Source organism: Brevundimonas viscosa (assembly GCF_900116065.1).
Classification (GTDB): Bacteria; Pseudomonadota; Alphaproteobacteria; order Caulobacterales; family Caulobacteraceae; genus Brevundimonas; species Brevundimonas viscosa.
The window spans coordinates 173,786-191,327 of record NZ_FOZV01000002.1 but is presented as its reverse complement, the minus strand read 5'-3'; the positions used below and the strand labels follow the sequence as shown (position 1 = coordinate 191,327).

The 17,542-nt window shown below is 71.8% G+C and carries 15 protein-coding genes and 1 tRNA gene; 5 read left to right on the top strand and 11 right to left on the bottom strand.

Features of this window, described 5'->3' with window-relative positions:
- The first annotated feature begins 1 nt into the window (after position 1).
- Positions 2 to 2,593, top strand: coding sequence for a type I DNA topoisomerase (gene topA, locus BM333_RS05160; RefSeq protein WP_092308059.1), 2,592 nt, complete (start codon positions 2 to 4; stop codon positions 2,591 to 2,593).
- Here topA and BM333_RS05155 read toward each other — a convergent pair.
- The 3 genes from BM333_RS05155 to BM333_RS05145 form a co-directional block, all read right to left on the bottom strand.
- Positions 2,590 to 3,009: a J domain-containing protein gene (locus BM333_RS05155; protein ID WP_092308057.1), complete on the bottom strand. Its 420-nt coding sequence runs from the start codon at positions 3,007 to 3,009 to the stop codon at positions 2,590 to 2,592. The two genes, topA and BM333_RS05155, sit on opposite strands and share 4 nt — an antisense overlap.
- Before the next feature lie 4 nt (positions 3,010 to 3,013).
- Positions 3,014 to 3,853 carry a division plane positioning ATPase MipZ gene (locus BM333_RS05150; RefSeq protein ID WP_092308055.1) on the bottom strand — a complete coding sequence of 280 codons (840 nt, stop codon included), beginning with the start codon at positions 3,851 to 3,853 and terminating at the stop codon, positions 3,014 to 3,016.
- Between the two features lie 114 nt (positions 3,854 to 3,967).
- Positions 3,968 to 4,618, bottom strand: a complete 651-nt coding sequence (locus BM333_RS05145) for a hypothetical protein (protein WP_092308053.1) — start codon at positions 4,616 to 4,618, stop codon at positions 3,968 to 3,970.
- Positions 4,619 to 4,694: 76 nt separating this feature from the next.
- Between BM333_RS05145 and panC the strand changes: the two genes are divergently transcribed.
- Positions 4,695 to 5,558, top strand: a complete 864-nt coding sequence (gene panC, locus BM333_RS05140; protein WP_092308051.1) for a pantoate--beta-alanine ligase — start codon at positions 4,695 to 4,697, stop codon at positions 5,556 to 5,558.
- Here the strand turns inward: panC and BM333_RS05135 are convergent.
- The 4 genes from BM333_RS05135 to gor all read right to left on the bottom strand — a co-directional run bounded on the left by BM333_RS05135 (position 5,555) and on the right by gor (position 9,968).
- Positions 5,555 to 6,331, bottom strand: coding sequence for a chorismate mutase (locus tag BM333_RS05135; protein WP_245777151.1), 777 nt, complete (start codon positions 6,329 to 6,331; stop codon positions 5,555 to 5,557). The two genes, panC and BM333_RS05135, sit on opposite strands and share 4 nt — an antisense overlap.
- A gap of 223 nt (positions 6,332 to 6,554) precedes the next feature.
- Positions 6,555 to 7,136 (bottom strand): prephenate dehydratase domain-containing protein, encoded by a 582-nt coding sequence (locus BM333_RS05130; RefSeq protein ID WP_092308049.1) that lies wholly within the window; start codon positions 7,134 to 7,136, stop codon positions 6,555 to 6,557.
- Position 7,137: 1 nt separating this feature from the next.
- On the bottom strand, positions 7,138 to 8,511 hold the full coding sequence (locus tag BM333_RS05125; protein ID WP_092308047.1) for a class II 3-deoxy-7-phosphoheptulonate synthase: 1,374 nt from the start codon (positions 8,509 to 8,511) through the stop codon (positions 7,138 to 7,140).
- Between the two features lie 71 nt (positions 8,512 to 8,582).
- The gene (gene gor / locus BM333_RS05120; RefSeq protein ID WP_092308045.1) at positions 8,583 to 9,968 is read right to left on the bottom strand and encodes a glutathione-disulfide reductase; all 1,386 of its coding nucleotides are present in this window, start codon (positions 9,966 to 9,968) and stop codon (positions 8,583 to 8,585) included.
- 141 nt (positions 9,969 to 10,109) lie between these two features.
- Between gor and BM333_RS05115 the strand changes: the two genes are divergently transcribed.
- On the top strand, positions 10,110 to 11,093 hold the full coding sequence (locus BM333_RS05115; RefSeq protein WP_092308043.1) for a hypothetical protein: 984 nt from the start codon (positions 10,110 to 10,112) through the stop codon (positions 11,091 to 11,093).
- A gap of 20 nt (positions 11,094 to 11,113) precedes the next feature.
- Here the strand turns inward: BM333_RS05115 and rpiA are convergent, their stop codons facing one another.
- Both rpiA and glmU read right to left on the bottom strand, forming a co-directional pair.
- Positions 11,114 to 11,800, bottom strand: coding sequence for a ribose-5-phosphate isomerase RpiA (gene rpiA, locus BM333_RS05110; RefSeq protein WP_092308041.1), 687 nt, complete (start codon positions 11,798 to 11,800; stop codon positions 11,114 to 11,116).
- Positions 11,797 to 13,161, bottom strand: a complete 1,365-nt coding sequence (glmU, locus tag BM333_RS05105) for a bifunctional UDP-N-acetylglucosamine diphosphorylase/glucosamine-1-phosphate N-acetyltransferase GlmU (RefSeq protein WP_092308039.1) — start codon at positions 13,159 to 13,161, stop codon at positions 11,797 to 11,799. Before glmU ends, rpiA begins: the two co-directional genes overlap by 4 nt.
- A gap of 66 nt (positions 13,162 to 13,227) precedes the next feature.
- Here glmU and BM333_RS05100 point away from each other — a divergent pair, with 66 nt between their 5' ends.
- Together BM333_RS05100 and BM333_RS05095 are read left to right on the top strand one after the other, a co-directional pair.
- Positions 13,228 to 13,938 carry an HAD hydrolase-like protein gene (locus tag BM333_RS05100; protein ID WP_092308037.1) on the top strand — a complete coding sequence of 237 codons (711 nt, stop codon included), beginning with the start codon at positions 13,228 to 13,230 and terminating at the stop codon, positions 13,936 to 13,938.
- 64 nt (positions 13,939 to 14,002) lie between these two features.
- Positions 14,003 to 14,077 (top strand) — tRNA-Val (locus BM333_RS05095).
- Positions 14,078 to 14,107: 30 nt separating this feature from the next.
- Here the strand turns inward: BM333_RS05095 and BM333_RS05090 are convergent.
- Positions 14,108 to 15,472, bottom strand: a complete 1,365-nt coding sequence (locus BM333_RS05090; protein WP_177221805.1) for a DUF6880 family protein — start codon at positions 15,470 to 15,472, stop codon at positions 14,108 to 14,110.
- 41 nt (positions 15,473 to 15,513) lie between these two features.
- Positions 15,514 to 17,511: a pre-peptidase C-terminal domain-containing protein gene (locus BM333_RS05085; RefSeq protein WP_092308035.1), complete on the bottom strand. Its 1,998-nt coding sequence runs from the start codon at positions 17,509 to 17,511 to the stop codon at positions 15,514 to 15,516.
- Positions 17,512 to 17,542 lie beyond the last annotated feature (31 nt).

Genomic DNA, 17,542 nt, shown 5'->3' with positions numbered 1-17,542 from the left:
CATGAACCTCGTCGTCGTCGAGAGCCCCGCAAAGGCCAAGACCATCAACAAGTATCTGGGTCCGGACTTCACCGTCCTGGCCTCCTACGGACACGTCCGCGACCTGCCGTCGAAGGACGGCTCGGTCGCGCCCGACGACGACTTCGCCATGAGCTGGGAGGTCGACGCCAAGGCCTCCAAGCGGCTGTCCGAGATCGCCGAGGCGGCGAAGAAGTCGGACCGCGTCATCCTCGCCACCGACCCGGATCGCGAGGGCGAGGCGATCAGCTGGCACGTGCTGGAGGTGTTGCAGAAGAAGAAGGCGCTGAAGGACAAGCAGGTCCAGCGGGTCACCTTCAACGCCATCACCAAGGGGGCGGTGCTGGAGGCCATGGCGGCGCCGCGCGAACTCGACATGGAGCTGGTCGAGGCCTACCTGGCCCGCCGCGCGCTGGACTATCTGGTCGGCTTCACCCTCTCGCCGGTGCTGTGGCGCAAGCTGCCGGGCGCGCGCTCGGCCGGCCGGGTGCAGTCGGTGGCCCTGCGCATCGTGGTCGACCGCGAGCTCGAGATCGAGCGTTTCCGGCCGCAGGAGTACTGGTCGGTCGAGGCCGATCTGGCGGCCGACAGCCCGCCGTTCACGGCGCGACTGGTCAAGCACGCCGGCAAGCGGGTGCAGAGGCTCGACATCGTTTCCGAGGCGATGGCCAGCGCGGCGCGCGAGGCCATCAACGGCGGCGCCTTCACCATCCGCTCGATCGAGAAGAAGCCGGTCAAGCGTTCACCCGCCCCGCCCTTCACCACCTCCACCTTGCAGCAGGAGGCCAGCCGCAAGCTGGGCTTCACCGCCCAGCGCACCATGCAGGCGGCGCAGAAGCTGTACGAGGGCGTCGACGACCAGGGCGGCCTGATCACCTACATGCGAACCGACGGCGTGTCGGTGAGCCCGGAGGGGATCGCCCAAGCCCGCGACGTGATCGCCGAACGCTTCGGTCCCGCCTATGTCCCGGCGGAGCCGCGCTACTACAAGACCAAGGCCAAGAACGCCCAGGAGGCGCACGAGGCGATCCGGCCGACCAACATCGGCCGCACGCCCGACTCCCTGCGCCTGGAGCCGGATCTGCAGCGCCTCTACGAGCTGATCTGGAAGCGCATGGTCGCCAGCCAGATGGAGAGCGCGCGACTGGACCGGACCACGGTCGAGATCGACAGCGCCGACGGCCAGACCGGACTGCGCGCCACCGGACAGGTGGTGGCTTTCGACGGCTTCATCGCCGTGTACGAGGAGGGTCGGGACGACAGGCCGAAGTCCGACGACGACGAGGACGACGCCACCCGCCTGCCGGCGCTGAAGGAAGGCGCCGCGGCGAAGGTCGAGGCGATCCGCACCGAACAGCACTTCACCGAACCGCCGCCGCGCTTCTCGGAAGCGACCCTGGTGAAGAAGCTGGAGGAACTGGGCATCGGCCGGCCCTCGACCTACGCCTCGATCCTGACCACCCTGCGCGACCGCGGCTATGTCCGCATGGACAAGAACCGCTTCATCCCCGAGGACACCGGGCGGCTGGTGACGGCCTTCCTTGAGCAGTTCTTCGGAAAGTGGGTGGAGTACGACTTCACCGCCGACCTTGAGACCCGGCTCGACGAGGTTTCCGCCGGCGACCTCGACTGGAAGGTGCTGCTGCGCGATTTCTGGGGCCAGCTGAAGCCGGCCACGGACCAGGTCACCGCCCTTCAGGGGGTGATCGACAAGCTGGACGAGGCCATCGGGCCCTTCCTGTTCCCGCCCAAGGCGGACGGGTCGGACGCACGCGCCTGCCCGGTCTGCGGCACGGGGCGGCTGCACCTGAAGGCCAGCTTCAAGATGAAGTCGACCTTCATCGGCTGCTCGAACTACCCCGAGTGCAAATACACCCGCGGCTTCGGCGCGGGCGCCGGCGCCGAGGAAGCCGCCAGCGATCGCGAGCTGGGCGTCGACCCCGCCACCGGTCAGCCGGTGCTGCTGAAGATCGGCCGCTTCGGCCCCTACGTCGAAACCGCCGGCGACGCCGACAAGCCGAAGCGTTCGTCCCTGCCCAAGGGTTGGTCGGCGGCGTCGCTGGAGCTGGAACAGGCCCTGCGCCTGCTGCGCCTGCCGCGCGAGGTCGGGCTGCACCCGGAGGACGGCAAGCCGATCACCGCCGGCCTCGGCCGCTACGGCCCCTTCGTGCAGCATGCCGGGACCTACGCCAATGTCTCTGACATCGATGAGGTTTTCGACATCGGCCTGAACCGGGCGGTGGCCCTGCTGGCGGAGAAGCGGGCCGGACGGGCCGGGCGCGGCTCGGCGGTCGCGCCACTGAAGGAGCTGGGGGCGCACCCGGAGACCGGCGATCCGGTGCAGGTCATGGCGGGCCGCTTCGGCCCCTATGTGAAGTCCGGCAAGGTCAACGCCACCCTGCCGAAGGGCACGGCCCCCGAGGACATGACGCTGGAGGCCGCCCTGCCGCTGCTGGCCGCCAAGGCGGGCGCGCCGGCCAAGGGCAAGAAGACTTCGGCGAAAAAGGCCGCGCCCAAGGCGGCGGCGAAGAAGCCGGCCGCGAAGAAGGCGCCGGCGAAGAAGGCCAAGGCCTAGCGCTTCAGGAGATGGTCGCGCGCGGCGTTGAGGCGCGCGGCCAGTCCGTCCGTGCCGCCCTGGTCCGGATGGGCGCGGGCCATCAACCGCTTCCAGGCGGCGTTGATCTCGGCGTGCGAGGCGTCGGGGGCGACGCCCAGCAGGGACCGCGCCTCGGCGTCGGTCATGGACTCCGTCCGAGGGGCGACGGTGCGCTGTCGCGAAGCGATCAGGAACCAGAGACCGGCGCCGGCCAGCGCCGCCGTGGCGATCCAGGCCCCTCGCGACCCGGCCAGCACCGCGCCAGCCAGCAGCACCGCTCCCAGCAGAGTGGCGGCGACCCGCCAGTGACCGCGCCCCGGACGCTCGCCCTGCCGCCCCAGCCGGACGAGCGCCCACACGGCGATCGCCGCCAGCGCCAGCCAGACGAGGCTCACCCGCTCAGGCCGCCGCGTCGAGCGGCGCGTCCAGCTGGCCGCCGTCGAGGCCCAGCGCCAGCATCAGGCTGCGCAGCTCCTGGCGGGCGGCGACGTGCGCCAGCGACACGGCCACCGGCCGGACCTCGTTGGACAGGTCGGCGACGGTCAGGCCGAAGGGGAACAGTTCGCGATAGATGACCCGATCACGCAGGCCGGGGCCGATGCGGAAGCCGACGCGGCGGGCCAGCTTCTCCATCCGCTCCTCGAGGCGCTGGCGGTTGCGGGCGGCGGCGACGGCCATGCGGTTGACGACCACGATCCAGTCGATGGCGGCGTTCCGGCCCTGGGTGATGGCCCGGTGTTTGCGCGCCTCCCAGACGCTCTCGGAATAGATCGACGGCTTCTGCAGCTCGAGGGTGACGGGATCGACCTGGCCCAGCAGGTCGAAGTCGACGAAGCTGTCGTTCATCGGGGTGACGATCTGGTCGGCGAGACCGTGGGCGGCGCGGGACAGCACGGTGTCGCCTCCCGGGGTGTCGATGAGGATGAAGTCGGCGATGGCCCTCGCCTCGGCGAAGGCGACCTCGAAGCGCGCGAGCTGCTCCGCCTCGGCGGCCCGGGCCAGTTCCTTGCCGTCGCCCATGTCCGGCTCCACCGGCATCGGCAGGGTCTGCCCGTTGGCCGACGTCCACGCGGCCCGGTTGGCGAAGAAGCGGGACATCGAGCGCTGGCGCAGGTCCAGATCGATGATGGCCACCCGCTTGCCGGCGTGCAGCAGGCCGGTGACGATATGGATGGCGAGCGTCGACTTGCCCGCCCCGCCTTTCTCGTTGCCGACGACGATGACCACAGGGTCAGCCATGGAATTCGAATCCTGAAGCGACCGCCGACTCGAACCCGCGGTCATGGGGCGACAGGGTCGCCGCCGGCGGGAGCGGCGTCAACGCGGAGCGCCCGGCGAAGCTGTGAATTGGCGTCAGGCGGCGCGCCGGCACCACGGATCGTCGACGCCCGCGGCGGCGCAGAGGGCGGCGGCCCCGGCGGCGGGGGCCGGCGTCTTCAGACGGACCAGGCGGCGACCGCCGACCTCGACCGGCTCCAGAACCGGCGACAGCCCCTGCAGCGCCTCGGCGGCGGGACCGGCATGCAGGCGGCCCCACGCGGCCCGGGCGGCCGCCTCGGTCGAATAGGCGCCGAGCTGGACCAGGGGCCGATCCGCCTCGACCATGCGAAGCGCCGGTCGGAGCGGGACCCGCCGGGCGACGCCGTCCACGCGCTGCCGAACCTCGGTCACCACGCCGTCGACCACGGCCGGCGCAGCCGCAGCGGCCACGCGCGTGCTCGCCGTCTGGATCACGCCGTCGAGGCCGCCGTCGCGGGCGTCCCACAGGGCGTGCGGATCCAGGACCTCTACGCGCAGCGCCGGCCGAAGGCCGCGATCGGCGGCGGGGCGGGCCGTCGGTGCGTCCGCCGGCGTCGCCCGGGCCGACCCTTCCAGCGGGATGGCGGCCACGCGCTCGGCCATGTTCTCGAACCGTTTCGGGTCGCTCTCGACCGCGCCGCAGGCGGTCAGGCCCATGGCGAGGAGCAAGGCGAGCACTGGACGGAACGGGACACGCGGCGTCATAAGCCGGACCCTGGCACGCGGAGCTTTGCAACGCGGTTCACGATCACGCCTAACGCGAAGGGTTAATCCGTTCACCATGGCCGACCTCGAAACCCCCGCCCTGCCCGTGGCGCGCACCATCGCCGAACTGCGCGAGACGGTAAGCGGCTGGCGGCGGCAAGGGTTCAGCGTCGGCTTCGTTCCGACCATGGGCGCCTTGCACGACGGCCACCTGTCGCTGGTGCGGGCCGCGATCGAGCGGACCGACAAGGTGGTGGCGAGCGTGTTCGTCAACCCGACCCAGTTCGCCGCGCACGAGGATCTCGGGACCTATCCCCGCCAGGAAGCGCGCGACGCGGAGTTGCTGGCGGGGGCGGGCTGCGAGCTGATGTACGCGCCGGCGGTCGAGGAGATGTATCCCGCCGGCGCCACCACCCGGATCGACGTCGGCGGCCCGGCCGCGGGGCTGGAGGGGGCCTTCCGGCCGCAGATGTTCGGCGGCGTGGCCCTGGTGGTGGCCAAGCTGTTCAACCAGGTGCAGCCGGACGTCGCCGTGTTCGGCGAGAAGGACTGGCAACAGCTGATGGTGGTCCGGCGGCTGGTGCGCGATCTGGACATCCCGGTGGAGATCGTCGGCATGCCCACCGCCCGCGACGGCCACGGCCTCGCGCTGTCGAGCCGCAACGCCTACCTGTCGGCCGCCGAGCTGGAGACGGCGCGGCGGCTGAACGGGGTGCTGGCCGAGGCCGGCGCGCGGGCCGCGGCCGGGGAGGCCGTGCAGGCGGTCGAGGCGGACGCCGCCGACGCCCTGCTCGGCGCCGGCTTCGACGTCGTCGACTACGTCGCCATCCGCCGGGCGGAGGACCTGGCGCCGTTCGAACGCATCATCGACGGCCCGGCGCGCATCCTCGCCGCCGCGCGCGTCGGCCGCACCCGGCTGATCGACAACCTGGCGGTCTAGGCGATCGCGCCGACGCAGCCCTCCGGCCCGCCGACGGGCAGCGGCGCGTCGGTGAGACACAAGGTCCAGCCGTGGTGGGTGGCGAGGCCGATGCGGCGGCCGGCCCCGTCGCCGGCGTCGCCGCCGGCGCCGACGAGGACGCGCGGACCGGTCGGAAGCGCGGCGGGATCGATCTTGCCGACGGCCAGAGCCGTGGGCGCCGCGCCGCCGAACCCTTCGAAGACGCTGAGCGACGTCCACTGGCGACGGAGGCCGATCCACCACGGTTCGCCGGCGTTGATGGCGAGCACCGCCACCCCCTGCCCCTCGGCCGCCCACCTCAGCGCGGCCTGGGGATCCTCAGCCATGCGCATCTCGGCCGCCGCGCCGAAGCGCCGGCGGGCGGCGTCCCAGGCGCGGGTCGGCTCCAGCGGAGCCCAGACCTGCACCCGGATCGGGCCCTGGCGGGCGAGGCCATGGCCGACCACCTCGCGCCACAGCGCCTGCACCGTCGCGCGGTTCGCAGGACGGGCGCGGTCGGAGACGCGCCGCAGCACCGTCTGCTCGCGATCCGGACGCAGCTTGAGATGCGGCCCTGCCGGCGCGTCCTTGGCGCGGCCGACGCGGGCGGCGATGGTCAGCCGACGCTCGAACAGGGCGAGGATCTCGTCGTCCAGCTGGTCGATCTCGTGGCGCAGCGCCGCCAGCGCCATGTGCTCAGGGCTGATGTCGTCGGGCCGGCGGTCGGCGGGGGGCCAGACCTGTTGCAGGGCGGGATTCAGGGCGTGGGGCACGGAATGAGGCTTTCGGTTCGATAAGGTCCGGAGGGTTTGCGAGCCGCCGCTCCCCTGTGGAGCGGTCGCCGGCGAGGCCGCCGGGACGGAGCGCCCGACGCCTCAGCCGGCGTATCGAAAGCCGGAATACAGGTCCGCGCCCGCGGCGAAGCGCGGGGCGAAAGCCGCAGCGAGGGCGTGCGAACGGACCATGCGCTTCAGCATCCCGATCGGCCGCCGTCCGTCAAGCGCTGTCGCGGCTGAGGAGGACGAAGCGCGTCCGGTTGTCGGACGAATCCTGAACATCGTGGCGCAGGATCGACAGGTCGTAGACCTCGGCGGCCCGGGCGGGGGCCACGGCGGCGCGGGTCAGGTCGCCGGCTTCGGACACCGAACGGGCGGCGCCGGCCGTATCGAATGCCTCCACCGCGTCTATCCCGAGGCTCGACAGGACGCCGACACACTGGTCGAGGGCCGCCGGATGGCTCTCGGCGGTGCGGATGTCGGCGAGGCGCGCGCCGGGCGGCGCCATGAGCGCCAGCCTGATCGGCCGCCATACCTCCGAGACCACCTTCAGCCCGGACCGCTCGACGAGGGTCGCGGCCGGCTCGACCCGGCCGATGCTGGAGTTTTCCACCGGCAGGAGCGCGCAGCCCACCTCGCCCCGACGGAGGGCGGCCAGCGCCGCCTCGAAGGTTTCGTAGGGCGCCGGCTCGTCCCAGGGACGGAGATCGAGGCAGGCCTCATGGCTGAAGGCGCCGGGCGCGCCCTGGTAGGCGCAGCGGCCCGGCGGGGCGCCGCCCTCCGGACGACCGACGCCCGGCATGTCAGGCCGCCTCGGAACGGGCGCTGCGGCCGGCCTTGAGCCGCTCGGCCACGAGGAAGGCCAGCTCCAGCGCCTGGTCGGCGTTCAGCCGCGGATCGCAATGGGTGTGGTAGCGGCTGGACAGGTCGTCCTCGGTCAGCATCTGGGCCCCGCCGAGACACTCGGTCACGTTCTGGCCGGTCATCTCCAGATGCACGCCGCCGGGGTGCACGCCCTCGGCCTCGGCCACGTCGACGAAGGTCCGCACCTCGGTGAGGATGCGCTCGAACGGCCGCGTCTTGTAGCCGTTGCCGGCCTTGAGCGTGTTGCCGTGCATCGGGTCGATCGACCAGACCACCCGCCGGCCGGCCGCCTTCACCGCGCGCATCAGGCGCGGCAGACGCTCGCCGACCCTGTCCGCCCCGAAACGGCCGATCAGCGTCAGCCGGCCCGGGATGTTGTCAGGGTTGAGCACGTCGATCAGGGCCAGCAGATCGTCCGGCTCCATCGTCGGTCCGCACTTCACCCCGACCGGATTGCGGATGCCGCGCGCGAACTCGACGTGGGCGCCGTCCAGCTGACGCGTGCGCTCGCCGATCCAGACCATGTGGGCCGAGGTGTCGAACCACTCGCCGGTGGCGCCGTCGAGCCGCGTCAGGGCGCTTTCCAGATTGAGCAGCAGGGCCTCGTGGCTGGTGAAGACCTCGACCCGGCTCAGGTCGGGATGGGTCTCGGGCGTGACCCCGACCGCCTGCATGAAATCGAGCGCCTCGCCGATCTTGTCGGCCAGCTCGCGGTACCTGGCGCCGTACGCGTTCTCGGCGGCGAAGCCGAGGGTCCAGCGATGGATGTTGTGCAGGTCGGCGTAGCCGCCGCCGGCGAAGGCGCGCAGCAGGTTCAGCGTGGCGGCCGACTGGTTGTAGGCGCGCAGCAGCCGCTGCGGATCCGGAACCCGCTCCTCGGGGGTGAAGCCCATGCCGTTGATGATGTCGCCGCGATAGCTGGGCAGGGTCTCGTCGCCGATCGTCTCCAGCGAGGACGAACGCGGCTTGGCGAACTGGCCGGCGATGCGGCCGACCTTCACCACCGGCTTGCGCCCTGCGAAGGTCAGGACCACGGCCATCTGCAGGATCAGGCGGAAGGTGTCGCGGATGTTGTCGGTCGAGAACTCCTTGAAGCTCTCGGCGCAGTCGCCGCCCTGCAGCAGGAAGGCCTCGCCCGCCTCGACCTGGGCGAGCTTGCCGGTCAGACGACGCGCCTCGCCGGCGAACACCAGCGGCGGCATGGCGCGAAGCTCGTCCTCGACGCGCGCGAGGGCCTCCGTGTCCGGGTAGTCCGTCGGCATCTGCACGACGGGCTTGCTTCTCCAGCTGTCGGGGGTCCAGCGCATACTCATCGCGGCAAGATAGGCCGCCGCCCCTTCCTCGACAATGAACGGCTTGCCGCATGGCGTGGCCGTTCGAACGCCTACCCCGCGGCGACGCTGCCCGGCCGCTGCTTGTCCTTCAGGGTGACCAGTTCCTCGGCCATGGTGGGATGGACAGCGCAGGTGGCGTCCCACTGGGCCTTGGTCAGGCCGGCCTTCACCGCGATGGCGGCCAGCTGGATCATCTCCGGCGCTTCCGGACCGACGATATGGACGCCCACCACCTTCTCCGAGGTGGCGTCGACCACAAGCTTCATCAGCACCCGCTCGTCCGAGCCGGTGAAGGCGTACTTCATCGGTCGGAAACGGGTGACGTAGACATCGACCTCGCCGGGGCAGCTGTGCCGCGCCTCGCTCTCGGTCAGTCCCACCACGCCGACCGGCGGCTGGCTGAACACGGCCGTGGCCACGGCCTCGTAGTCGAAGGCCTGGGGGTTGTCGCGATAGACCGTCTCATGGAAGGCCGCGGCCTCCCGGATGGCCACGGGCGTCAGGTTCATCCGGTCGGTGACGTCGCCGATGGCCCAGATGTTGTCGGCCGTCGTCCTCGAGAAGCCGTCGACCTTGACGGCGCCCTGTTCGTTCAGCTCGACCCCGGCGGTCTCGAGGCCAAGATCTTTCACGTGCGGCACACGGCCGGTGGCGAACATGACCACATCGGTCTCCAGCGCCATGCCGTTCTCGAGGTGGTTGACGATGCCGGTGGCGGTCTTCTCCAGCGAGCTATGCTGGCAGCCGAGGATCACCTTGATCCCGCGCTTCTCGATCTCGCCGGCGAGGTGTGCGCGGACATCGTCGTCGAAGCCGCGCAGGATGTTGGGGCCGCGGTAGATCAGGGTGGTCTCGACGCCGAGGCCGGCGAAGATGCCGGCGAACTCCACGGCGATATAGCCGCCCCCGGCGATCAGGATGCGCTTCGGCAGTTCCGGCAGGTGGAAGGCCTCTTCCGAGGTGATGGCGTGTTCGATGCCGGGCAGGTTCTCCGGCTTCCACGGGCGGCCGCCGGTGGCGATGAGGATCTTCTCCGCCGTGATGGTCTGGTCCTTGCCGACGATCTCGACCGTGTGGGCGTCCCTGAGCACCGCCCGACCATGGATCAGGTCGACGCCCGCCTTGCCGAGGTTGGCGGCGTAGATGCCCGACAGCCGGGCGATCTCGACGTCCTTCGCCTCGAGGAAGGTCGGCCAGTCGAACTTCGCGTTGTCGAACGACCAGCCGTAGCCCTCGGCGATCTCCAGGGCATGGCTGACCTCGGAAGCCATGACCATGAACTTCTTGGGCACGCAGCCGCGGATGACGCAGGTGCCGCCGACCCGGAACTCCTCGGCGATGGCCACGCGCTTGCCGCCGAGGGCGGTCAGGCGGGCGGCGCGGACGCCGCCGGAGCCGGCGCCGATGACGAAGAGGTCGTAGTCGTAGTCGGTCACAGCTGCGTTCCATCGGTCACGGCGGTCGCGCCTCGCGGGCCCGCTATGTGGTTGCTGCGAACTCCCGCGTCCAGACCAAACCGTTGCCGGTTCACACGAGCGGGTGTAGCTGGATCAACCAAGGGTTTATGGAGAGGATCGATGATCGCGCTGCTTCTTGCGGGGGCCCTGCTCTCTGCGGCCGACCCCTACACCGCTTCGGTCCCTTTCGCCGCCGCCCCCAACCAAGACGCGGCGGCGGCCACCGCACCCCAGGACGCCCCGCTGAGACTTGAGGATGTGACCGTCACCGGCCGGCCTCTCGACAGCCTCATCCGCGACTTCGTCAGCGAGGTGGCGGAGCCGAACCCCCGTCGCGGGCTTGCGCGCTGGAGCGGCGACATCTGCGTGGGCGTCGCCAATCTGCGGGCGGAGGCCGCCCAGTACCTGGCCGACCGGGTCTCCACGGTGGCGGAGGACCTGGGACTGGATCCCGGCCAGCCCGGATGCACCCCGACCATCATGATCGTCGCGACTGGCGATGGCGGGGAACTGGCGAGGACACTCGTGGAGGAACGGCGGCGGGCGTTCCGTATGGGCGGCTCCGGCATGGACCGCGGTGGCGTCGCCCTGGCGGACTTCCGGGACGCCGATCGTCCGGTCCGGTGGTGGCAGGTGAGCATGCCCGTGGACTCGGAGACGGGGTTGCGGGCCACGCGTATTCCCGGGGAGTGTCGCGACGCCTGCCTGGACCCCGTGGACTATGCTCCGCAAATCAACGTCTTCGCCGCCTCGCGTCTGAGAACCCAGATCGTCGACAACATCTTCAGGACCATCGTGATCGTCGACGTCGACGACGTCGCCCAGCTCTCCATCCAGCAGCTGGCGGACTACATCGCGATGGTGACGCTGGCCCAGATCAATCCTGACGCCGACACGAGCGCCTATTCCTCGATCCTCAACGTGTTCGACGATCCGGAGTCCAGCCCTCACCTGACGGACTGGGATCTGGCCTATCTTGGCGGGCTGTACGCGGCGGAACGGAATCACCTCAACCGCAGGGCCAACCGGACCGAGGTCGCCGCCTCCATCCGTCGCGCCCACGAGCGCGTCCGGGAAGACGAGGACGCGGCCACCGACGACTAGCCGCCCCCGCCGCGCCGGCCTCAGGGCGTCAGCACCTCGATACCGTCGTCTGTCCCGACGATCGCTTCGTCCGCGAGGTCGAGGAACAGCCCATGCTCGACGACGCCGGTGATCAGCTTGAGGTCGTCGGCCAGACGGGCGGGGTCGTGGATGGCGCCGCAGGCCGCGTCGTAGATCAGGTTGCCCCCGTCGGTGCGGACAAGGCCGCGCTCCGCCTGCCGCACCCGGGCCGGCATGGCGATGTCGTGGTCGGCCAGCACGTCGGCGATGCGGTTGGCGGTGGTCTTGTGGCCGAAGGCGACCACCTCGATCGGCAGGGCGAAGCGGCCCAGGGTCTTCACCACCTTGGCGGCGTCGGCGATGACGATGCACCGCGCCGAGGCTTCCCACACCAGCTTCTCGCGCAGCAGGGCCGCGCCGCCGCCCTTGATCAGCGCAAGGCCGGGCCCGACTTCGTCGGCTCCGTCGACGGTCAGGTCGATGCGGGGCGTATCCTCCAGCGTGGACAGCGGCAGGCCGAGCTCTCGCGCCAGTTCGGCGGTGGCCTCCGAGGTCGGCACGCAGCGGAGGTCCGGCAGCTTGCGGGCCGCCAGCGCCTTGACGAACCAGGCGGCGGTCGAGCCGGTGCCGAGACCGACGATCATGCCGGCCGCCACGCGTTCCGCCGCCGCCTCTCCGGCGCGGCGCTTCTGGTCGTCGGCGCTCATCCGGCCTTCCCTTTCTGCCCGGCCTTCTTCGCCCGCATGGTCTCCATGAACCGCGCCGCCCAGCCGGCCTTGGCGGTCTGCTGACCGCGCGCCAGCGCCAGGTCGCCGGGCTCCACGTCCCGCGTGACCACCGAGCCGGATCCGACCATGGCCCCGGCGCCGATGCTCACGGGCGCCACCAGCGAGCTGTTGGAGCCGACAAAGGCGCCCTCGCCCACCGTCGTACGATGTTTGAAGAAGCCGTCGTAATTGCAGAAGATCGTGCCGGCGCCGATGTTGGCCTTCGCGCCCACCTCGCCGTCGCCGAGATAGGCGAGGTGGTTGGCCTTGGCCCCCTTGCCCATGGCCACGTTCTTGACCTCGACGAAGTTGCCGACCTTGGCGCCCTCGCCCAGATCGGCGCCCGGCCGCAGGCGCGCATACGGGCCGACCTCGGCCCCGCCGGCGACCCTGGCCCCTTCGATGTGGCTGAAGCTGCGGATGCGGGCGCCGGGCGCAATCCGCGCCCCGGGGCCGAAGACGACATAGGGCTCGACCGTCGTCCCCGCGCCGACCTCGGTGTCCCACGAGAAGTGCACGGTCTCCGGCGCCGGCATGGTGACGCCGGTGGCGAGGAAGTCCTCGCGGCGGACCTTCTGGAACAGCGCTTCGGCCTGGGCCAGTTCGGCCTGGGCGTTGACGCCCATGACCGCATCCTCTCCGGCGAAGACGGCGCGGGTCGGTTCGCCCCGGCGGCGGGCCAGCTCGACCACGTCGGTCAGGTAGTATTCGCCCTTGGCGTTGTCGTTGCGGACCTCGGCCAGAAGCTCGAACAGCAGGCCGACCGGCGCGGCCATGACGCCCGAGTTGCAGGCGCTGATCGCCAGAATCTCGGGCGAAGCCTCCTTCGCCTCGGTGATCGCCTCCAGGTCGTCCCCCTTCAGGATCAGCCGCCCGTAGGCCCCCGGATCGCGGGCCTCGAAGCCGATGACCCGAACGCCCTCGCTGGCGGCGAAGACCGGCTCGATGTCGGCGGCGCGCAGCAGCGGCACGTCGCCGTAGGTGATCACCACCTGGCCGCGGAAGTCAGCCAGTGCGCTTTCGGCGGCGCGGACGGCGTGGCCGGTGCCCAGCGGCGGGTCCTGCACCGCGATGCAGTCCTCGCCCAGCCGCCTGGCGACGTGGGCCCGGACCTCGGGCGAGTGCGCCCCGACCACCACGACCACCCGCTCGCAGCCCAGCGCCTCGGCGGCGTCGATGGCGTGGTCCAGCATGGCCCGGCCGCCGACCGGGTGGAGCACCTTGGGCAGCGGAGACTTCATCCGTGTGCCCTGCCCCGCGGCGAGGATGATGGCGGCCCTGGGTTCGGCTGTGCTGGTCATGAATCGGTCCGGCGGCTAGTCGTCCGGGGCGGTCTAGCCCATCGGGGCGGCCGGCGGGAGATGCGGATGACGGTGCGGGACCTCGACGGCTGGACCATCGCCTTCGATCTGGACGGCACGCTGGTCGATTCGGCGCCCGACCTGATCGGGACGCTCAACCATCTGCTGAACGCGCACGGCCACCCGCCTGTGCCGCTGTCGGCGGCGCGCCATCTGGTCGGGCACGGCGCGCGGGCCCTGCTCCGGCATGGGTTCGCCGAGGCCGGGGCGGTGTGGGACGAGGTCGCCGACCCGGGCCTGTTCGACCGCTTCATCGCCCACTACCTCGGGCGCATCGCCGACGACAGCCGTCCCTTCGAAGGGGTGGTGGAGACGCTCGACGCCCTGGCCGGGCGCGGCGCGGTCCTGTGCGTGGCCACCAACAAGCGCAGCGACCTGGCGGAGGCGCTGATCGAGGCGCTGGACCTGGGCCGACACTTCGCGGCGGTGGCCGGGGCGGACCGGGTGTCGGCGCGCAAGCCGGCCGCGGCCCACGTGGTCGAGGCGGTGCGCATGGCGGGCGGCGATCCGGCCCGGGCGGTGATGGTCGGCGACGCCTCCACCGACACCGGCAGCGCCCGCGCGGCCGGCGTGCCCTGCGTCGTCTGCGGCTTCGGCTACAACGACCTGCCGCTTCACCAGCTGGGCGGCGACGTCGTCATCGACAGTTTTCTCGACCTGATCGCGGCGGTCGAACGGCTGTCGGCTCGCACGCTCCTGCGCGAGCCGGCGATCTGACGCTTGCGCGTCCGCGGAGGTCGGGCTATGTCCGCGCCTCCCCGCCAGCGGGGCCCGTCAGGATGGATGCGTAGCTCAGCGGGAGAGCACCTCGTTCACACCGAGGGGGTCACAGGTTCAATCCCTGTCGCATCCACCATCTCCTTCCCCCCGTCCCCGCCGCCCAGCGTCAGCGCCGTCGCGGTCTCGTCGCGGGGGAACGCCGGAGACCGGCGATGAAGGTGGGATGATCGGGCAGCTCCTCGGGCAGTTCGACGCCGGCCGCCAGCCCTTCCGCCTCGCCCAGAAGCCCCTCGATCTCGCGGTCCGCGGCGCCCAGCTGGGTCAGGCTCCGGATGCGGGCCCGCAGCAGGCGCAGCGCGGCCAGCGGATGTCGCCCGGCCAGTCGCGAGGCCCACAACGGCGCGTCCTCGTGGGCGCCCCGCAGTTCGTCGCCGCGCGCCTCGACAAGGGCGGCGGCCTCACGAAGCGCCGGCCAGTCCATCAGGAAGGCCAGCGCCTTCATCACATCCGGATGAGCGGCGGCCAGGGCGAAGGCCCGATCCAGCGCGACGACGTCCTCGAAATCGGCCAGACGCGAGATCACCGTCCTCAGGAGGTCCGGCGAGAGGGTCTGTTCGAACAGGCCCCAGCGGACGGCGTCGGCTTCCGCGGCCTGCCCTTCGGCGTCGAGCACCGCGATCTCGGCCTCGAGCCACGCCGGGTCCGGCGGCGGCGAACCCGCGCCGCGAAGCCAGCCCGACCCCGCCTTCGCTGCGCGCCGGGCCGCGTCGAGCGCCACGCGAGCGTCCGCCGGCCGGCCGGCTGTCGCCAGACGTCGGGCGATCTCGACCTGCATCGCCGGCCGGCGTCGCTCTTCGTCGGGTATCGCGGCGATCCAGGCGTCGACATCGCCCGCGCGCTCGGCCAGCCGACGCGCGACGCCGGCGAGACGCCCGGTCGGCCGGGGCCGGCCATGGGTCAGATCGGCGAGCAGGCGGCGCGCCACGGCGGGGTCGAGGCCCTGCGCGGCGGCCCCGACCCAGGCGGCCCAGGGGTCCAGCCGGGTCGACAGGGCTTCGCTGAGCGCTTCGCCCGCGATGTCGGGTCCGGCCAGCGACGCAAGCGCGGCCAGGTCGACGGCCGCGGCCTCGAACATGGCCGGCAGCTCGCCTCTGGCGTCGCTGACGCGTCGGACCAGGCCCGGATAGAGGTCGAACCAGGCGATCAGCCGGTCCAGGCCCAGCCGCATGTCGAGGGGCGCCAGGCGCTCGAGGATGATTCTCCGCACCGCGACGAGGTCGCCCAGCAGCGCGGGGCGTTTGCGCCACGACACGCGACTGCGGCTCCCGGCGAGAGAGGTCAGGCGCTTGTCGATCTCGACCGCGAGGTCGGCCGCGCCGAGTTCGGCGGCCAGCTCCATCCGCAGGCGGCGCTTCAGGTTCGCGTCTCCGCCCGCCGCCTCCAGCAGCAGCGCGGCCAGCCGTTCGGCGCCCAGGGCCGCCAGATTCGCGGCCGAGACCGTCTTCTTTCCCGTCGCTGAGCGCCTCGCCATCCCTCCGTAGACCCCGGATGGCGGCGAGCCGCAATCCCGGGTCAGTCCCCGAGGGCGGCCAGTTGCGCGGGCGGGAGACGCACGATGACGTCGTCCACCTGAACGCCGCCGCGGTCGATGACGAGGTTCTGGTAGTTGCGCTGGCCGTCCTGGGTCTCGGCCTGCACGTCCTCGACCTCGGTCCGGAACTGGCGGCGCAGGTAGGTGGCCAGCTCGCCGGCGGTGACCAGGCGGTCGCCGTCGCCGTCCGCCTCTCCGGTCATACCCGCCCGCACGAAGTGGGACAGGTAGCCGCCGGCCTGGAACTTGTCGGCCACGGCGCTGGTCAGGTCCTCCTCGGAACTGAACACGCCCATGACTCCCGGCTGATCCACGACGTTGCGGGCGAAGCCGCCGGAGAAGCAGGCGTCGACCACCAGCAGGGACAGCCGGGTGTCGAGGGTGTCGAACAGCCGGGCCAGCTCGACATCGTCGATGTCGCCGTCGAACAGGGCGAGCGTTTCAGCCTTGCCGTCGGGCTCCAGGCCGCTGACCTCGGTCGGCTGCTGATCGCCGTGTCCGGAGAAGAAGAACAGGAAGACGTCGTCCGGACCGGCCTGTGCGGCGACCCGGCGGAAGCCCTCGCGGACGCCGTCCACGGTGGCCTCGGCGTTGGTCAGCACCACGCTCGCGTCGTTGAGGGAGCCGTCGCGACGAAGCTCCTCGGCCAGCTTGCGGGCGTCCTCGTCCGTAAAGGGAAGGTCGGTGGCGCGGCCGCCGTAGTCGGACACGCCGACCATGAGCGCGAACACCCGCGCTCCGCCGGCGACAGCGGCCTGGCGCGGCGGTTCGCGGCCGGCCTCGACGCTGAAGCGGTAGGTCCCCGTTTCGCCCGGGCGGTAGGAGGTGACCAGCACCTCGTATTCCCCGTCCTCCGGGAGCACCAGTTGCTGGCGACTGTCGGTTCCGTCCTCACCGTCGTCGTTGTCGAACTGCTCGCCCGACGGCGTCCGCAGCATGGTGTAGGCGTCGAAGGCGGACGAGGTCAGCTCCACCGACACCCGCTGCCCCCGGCGCCCGGTGAAGCGCCAGGTGTCGACGTACTCGCCGCTGTCGAGGGTCTCATCGCCGGCGGCGAGGCTGCCGGCGACCGTCTGGCCCACAGCGAGCGCGCCGCCGGAGGACGGCTGTCCCGAGGCGATTTCGGCCGGCGGCCGCACCCCCGGCGCGCCGGCGTCCGCCACGACCGCCAGCCGGTACGCGCCGCTCTCGCCCGGCTCGTAACTGGTCGCGCCGATCGTGTACTCGCCGTCCGCCGGCAGGGTGACGCGCAGACGGCTGTCGCGCGAGCCGGCGTCGGCGTCGTCGTCGTTGAAGTCGGAGAAGCCGCCGGGGCCCGAGATCGCGACATAGGGATCGAAGGCGGCCGAGGTGAGCCGGATGTCGAGTTGCTGGCCGCGGCGGCCGTGCAGCGTCCAAGTGTCGATGAACTCGCCGCTGTCCAGCCGGGCGTCGCCGCGCACGAGTTCGCCGGCGACCGTCTGCCCGATCGCCAACGCGGCGCCCGCGGGGGCCGGGGCGCGCGGCTCGTCGGCGCCGCTCCCGACCGCCGCCAGGGTGAGTCGGTAGGGGCCGGATTCGCCCGGCTCATAGCTGGTGGCGCCGATCTCGACCTCGCCGTCCGCCGGGGCGGTGAAGCGGATGCGGCTGTCGCGGGACCCGCGCGCGGAGGGATCGTCGTCGTTGTCCTCCTGCAGCCCGCCGGGCCCACGCACCAGCAGGTAGGGATCGAACGCCGTCGAGGTCAGGCTGACCTCATAGGTCTGGCCGCGCCGGACCGGAAAGGTCCAGCGGTCATTGTATTCGCCGGAGGACAGGGTGTCGTCGCCCCCACGCAGCTCCCCGCTCACCGTCTGACCGGGCCGGAGCTGGTCAGCGCCGCCCGGCCCCGCAGCCGCTCCCACCGCGGGCGTGTCGGACGAAGGACTGGCCACCTGGGCGACGGTCGGCGCGGCGATGAGCGTCAGCGCCGTGGTGGCGACGAGAAGCGTTCTGAACATGCTGTCCCCCTCAGTTCCGGCACAGCTTAGC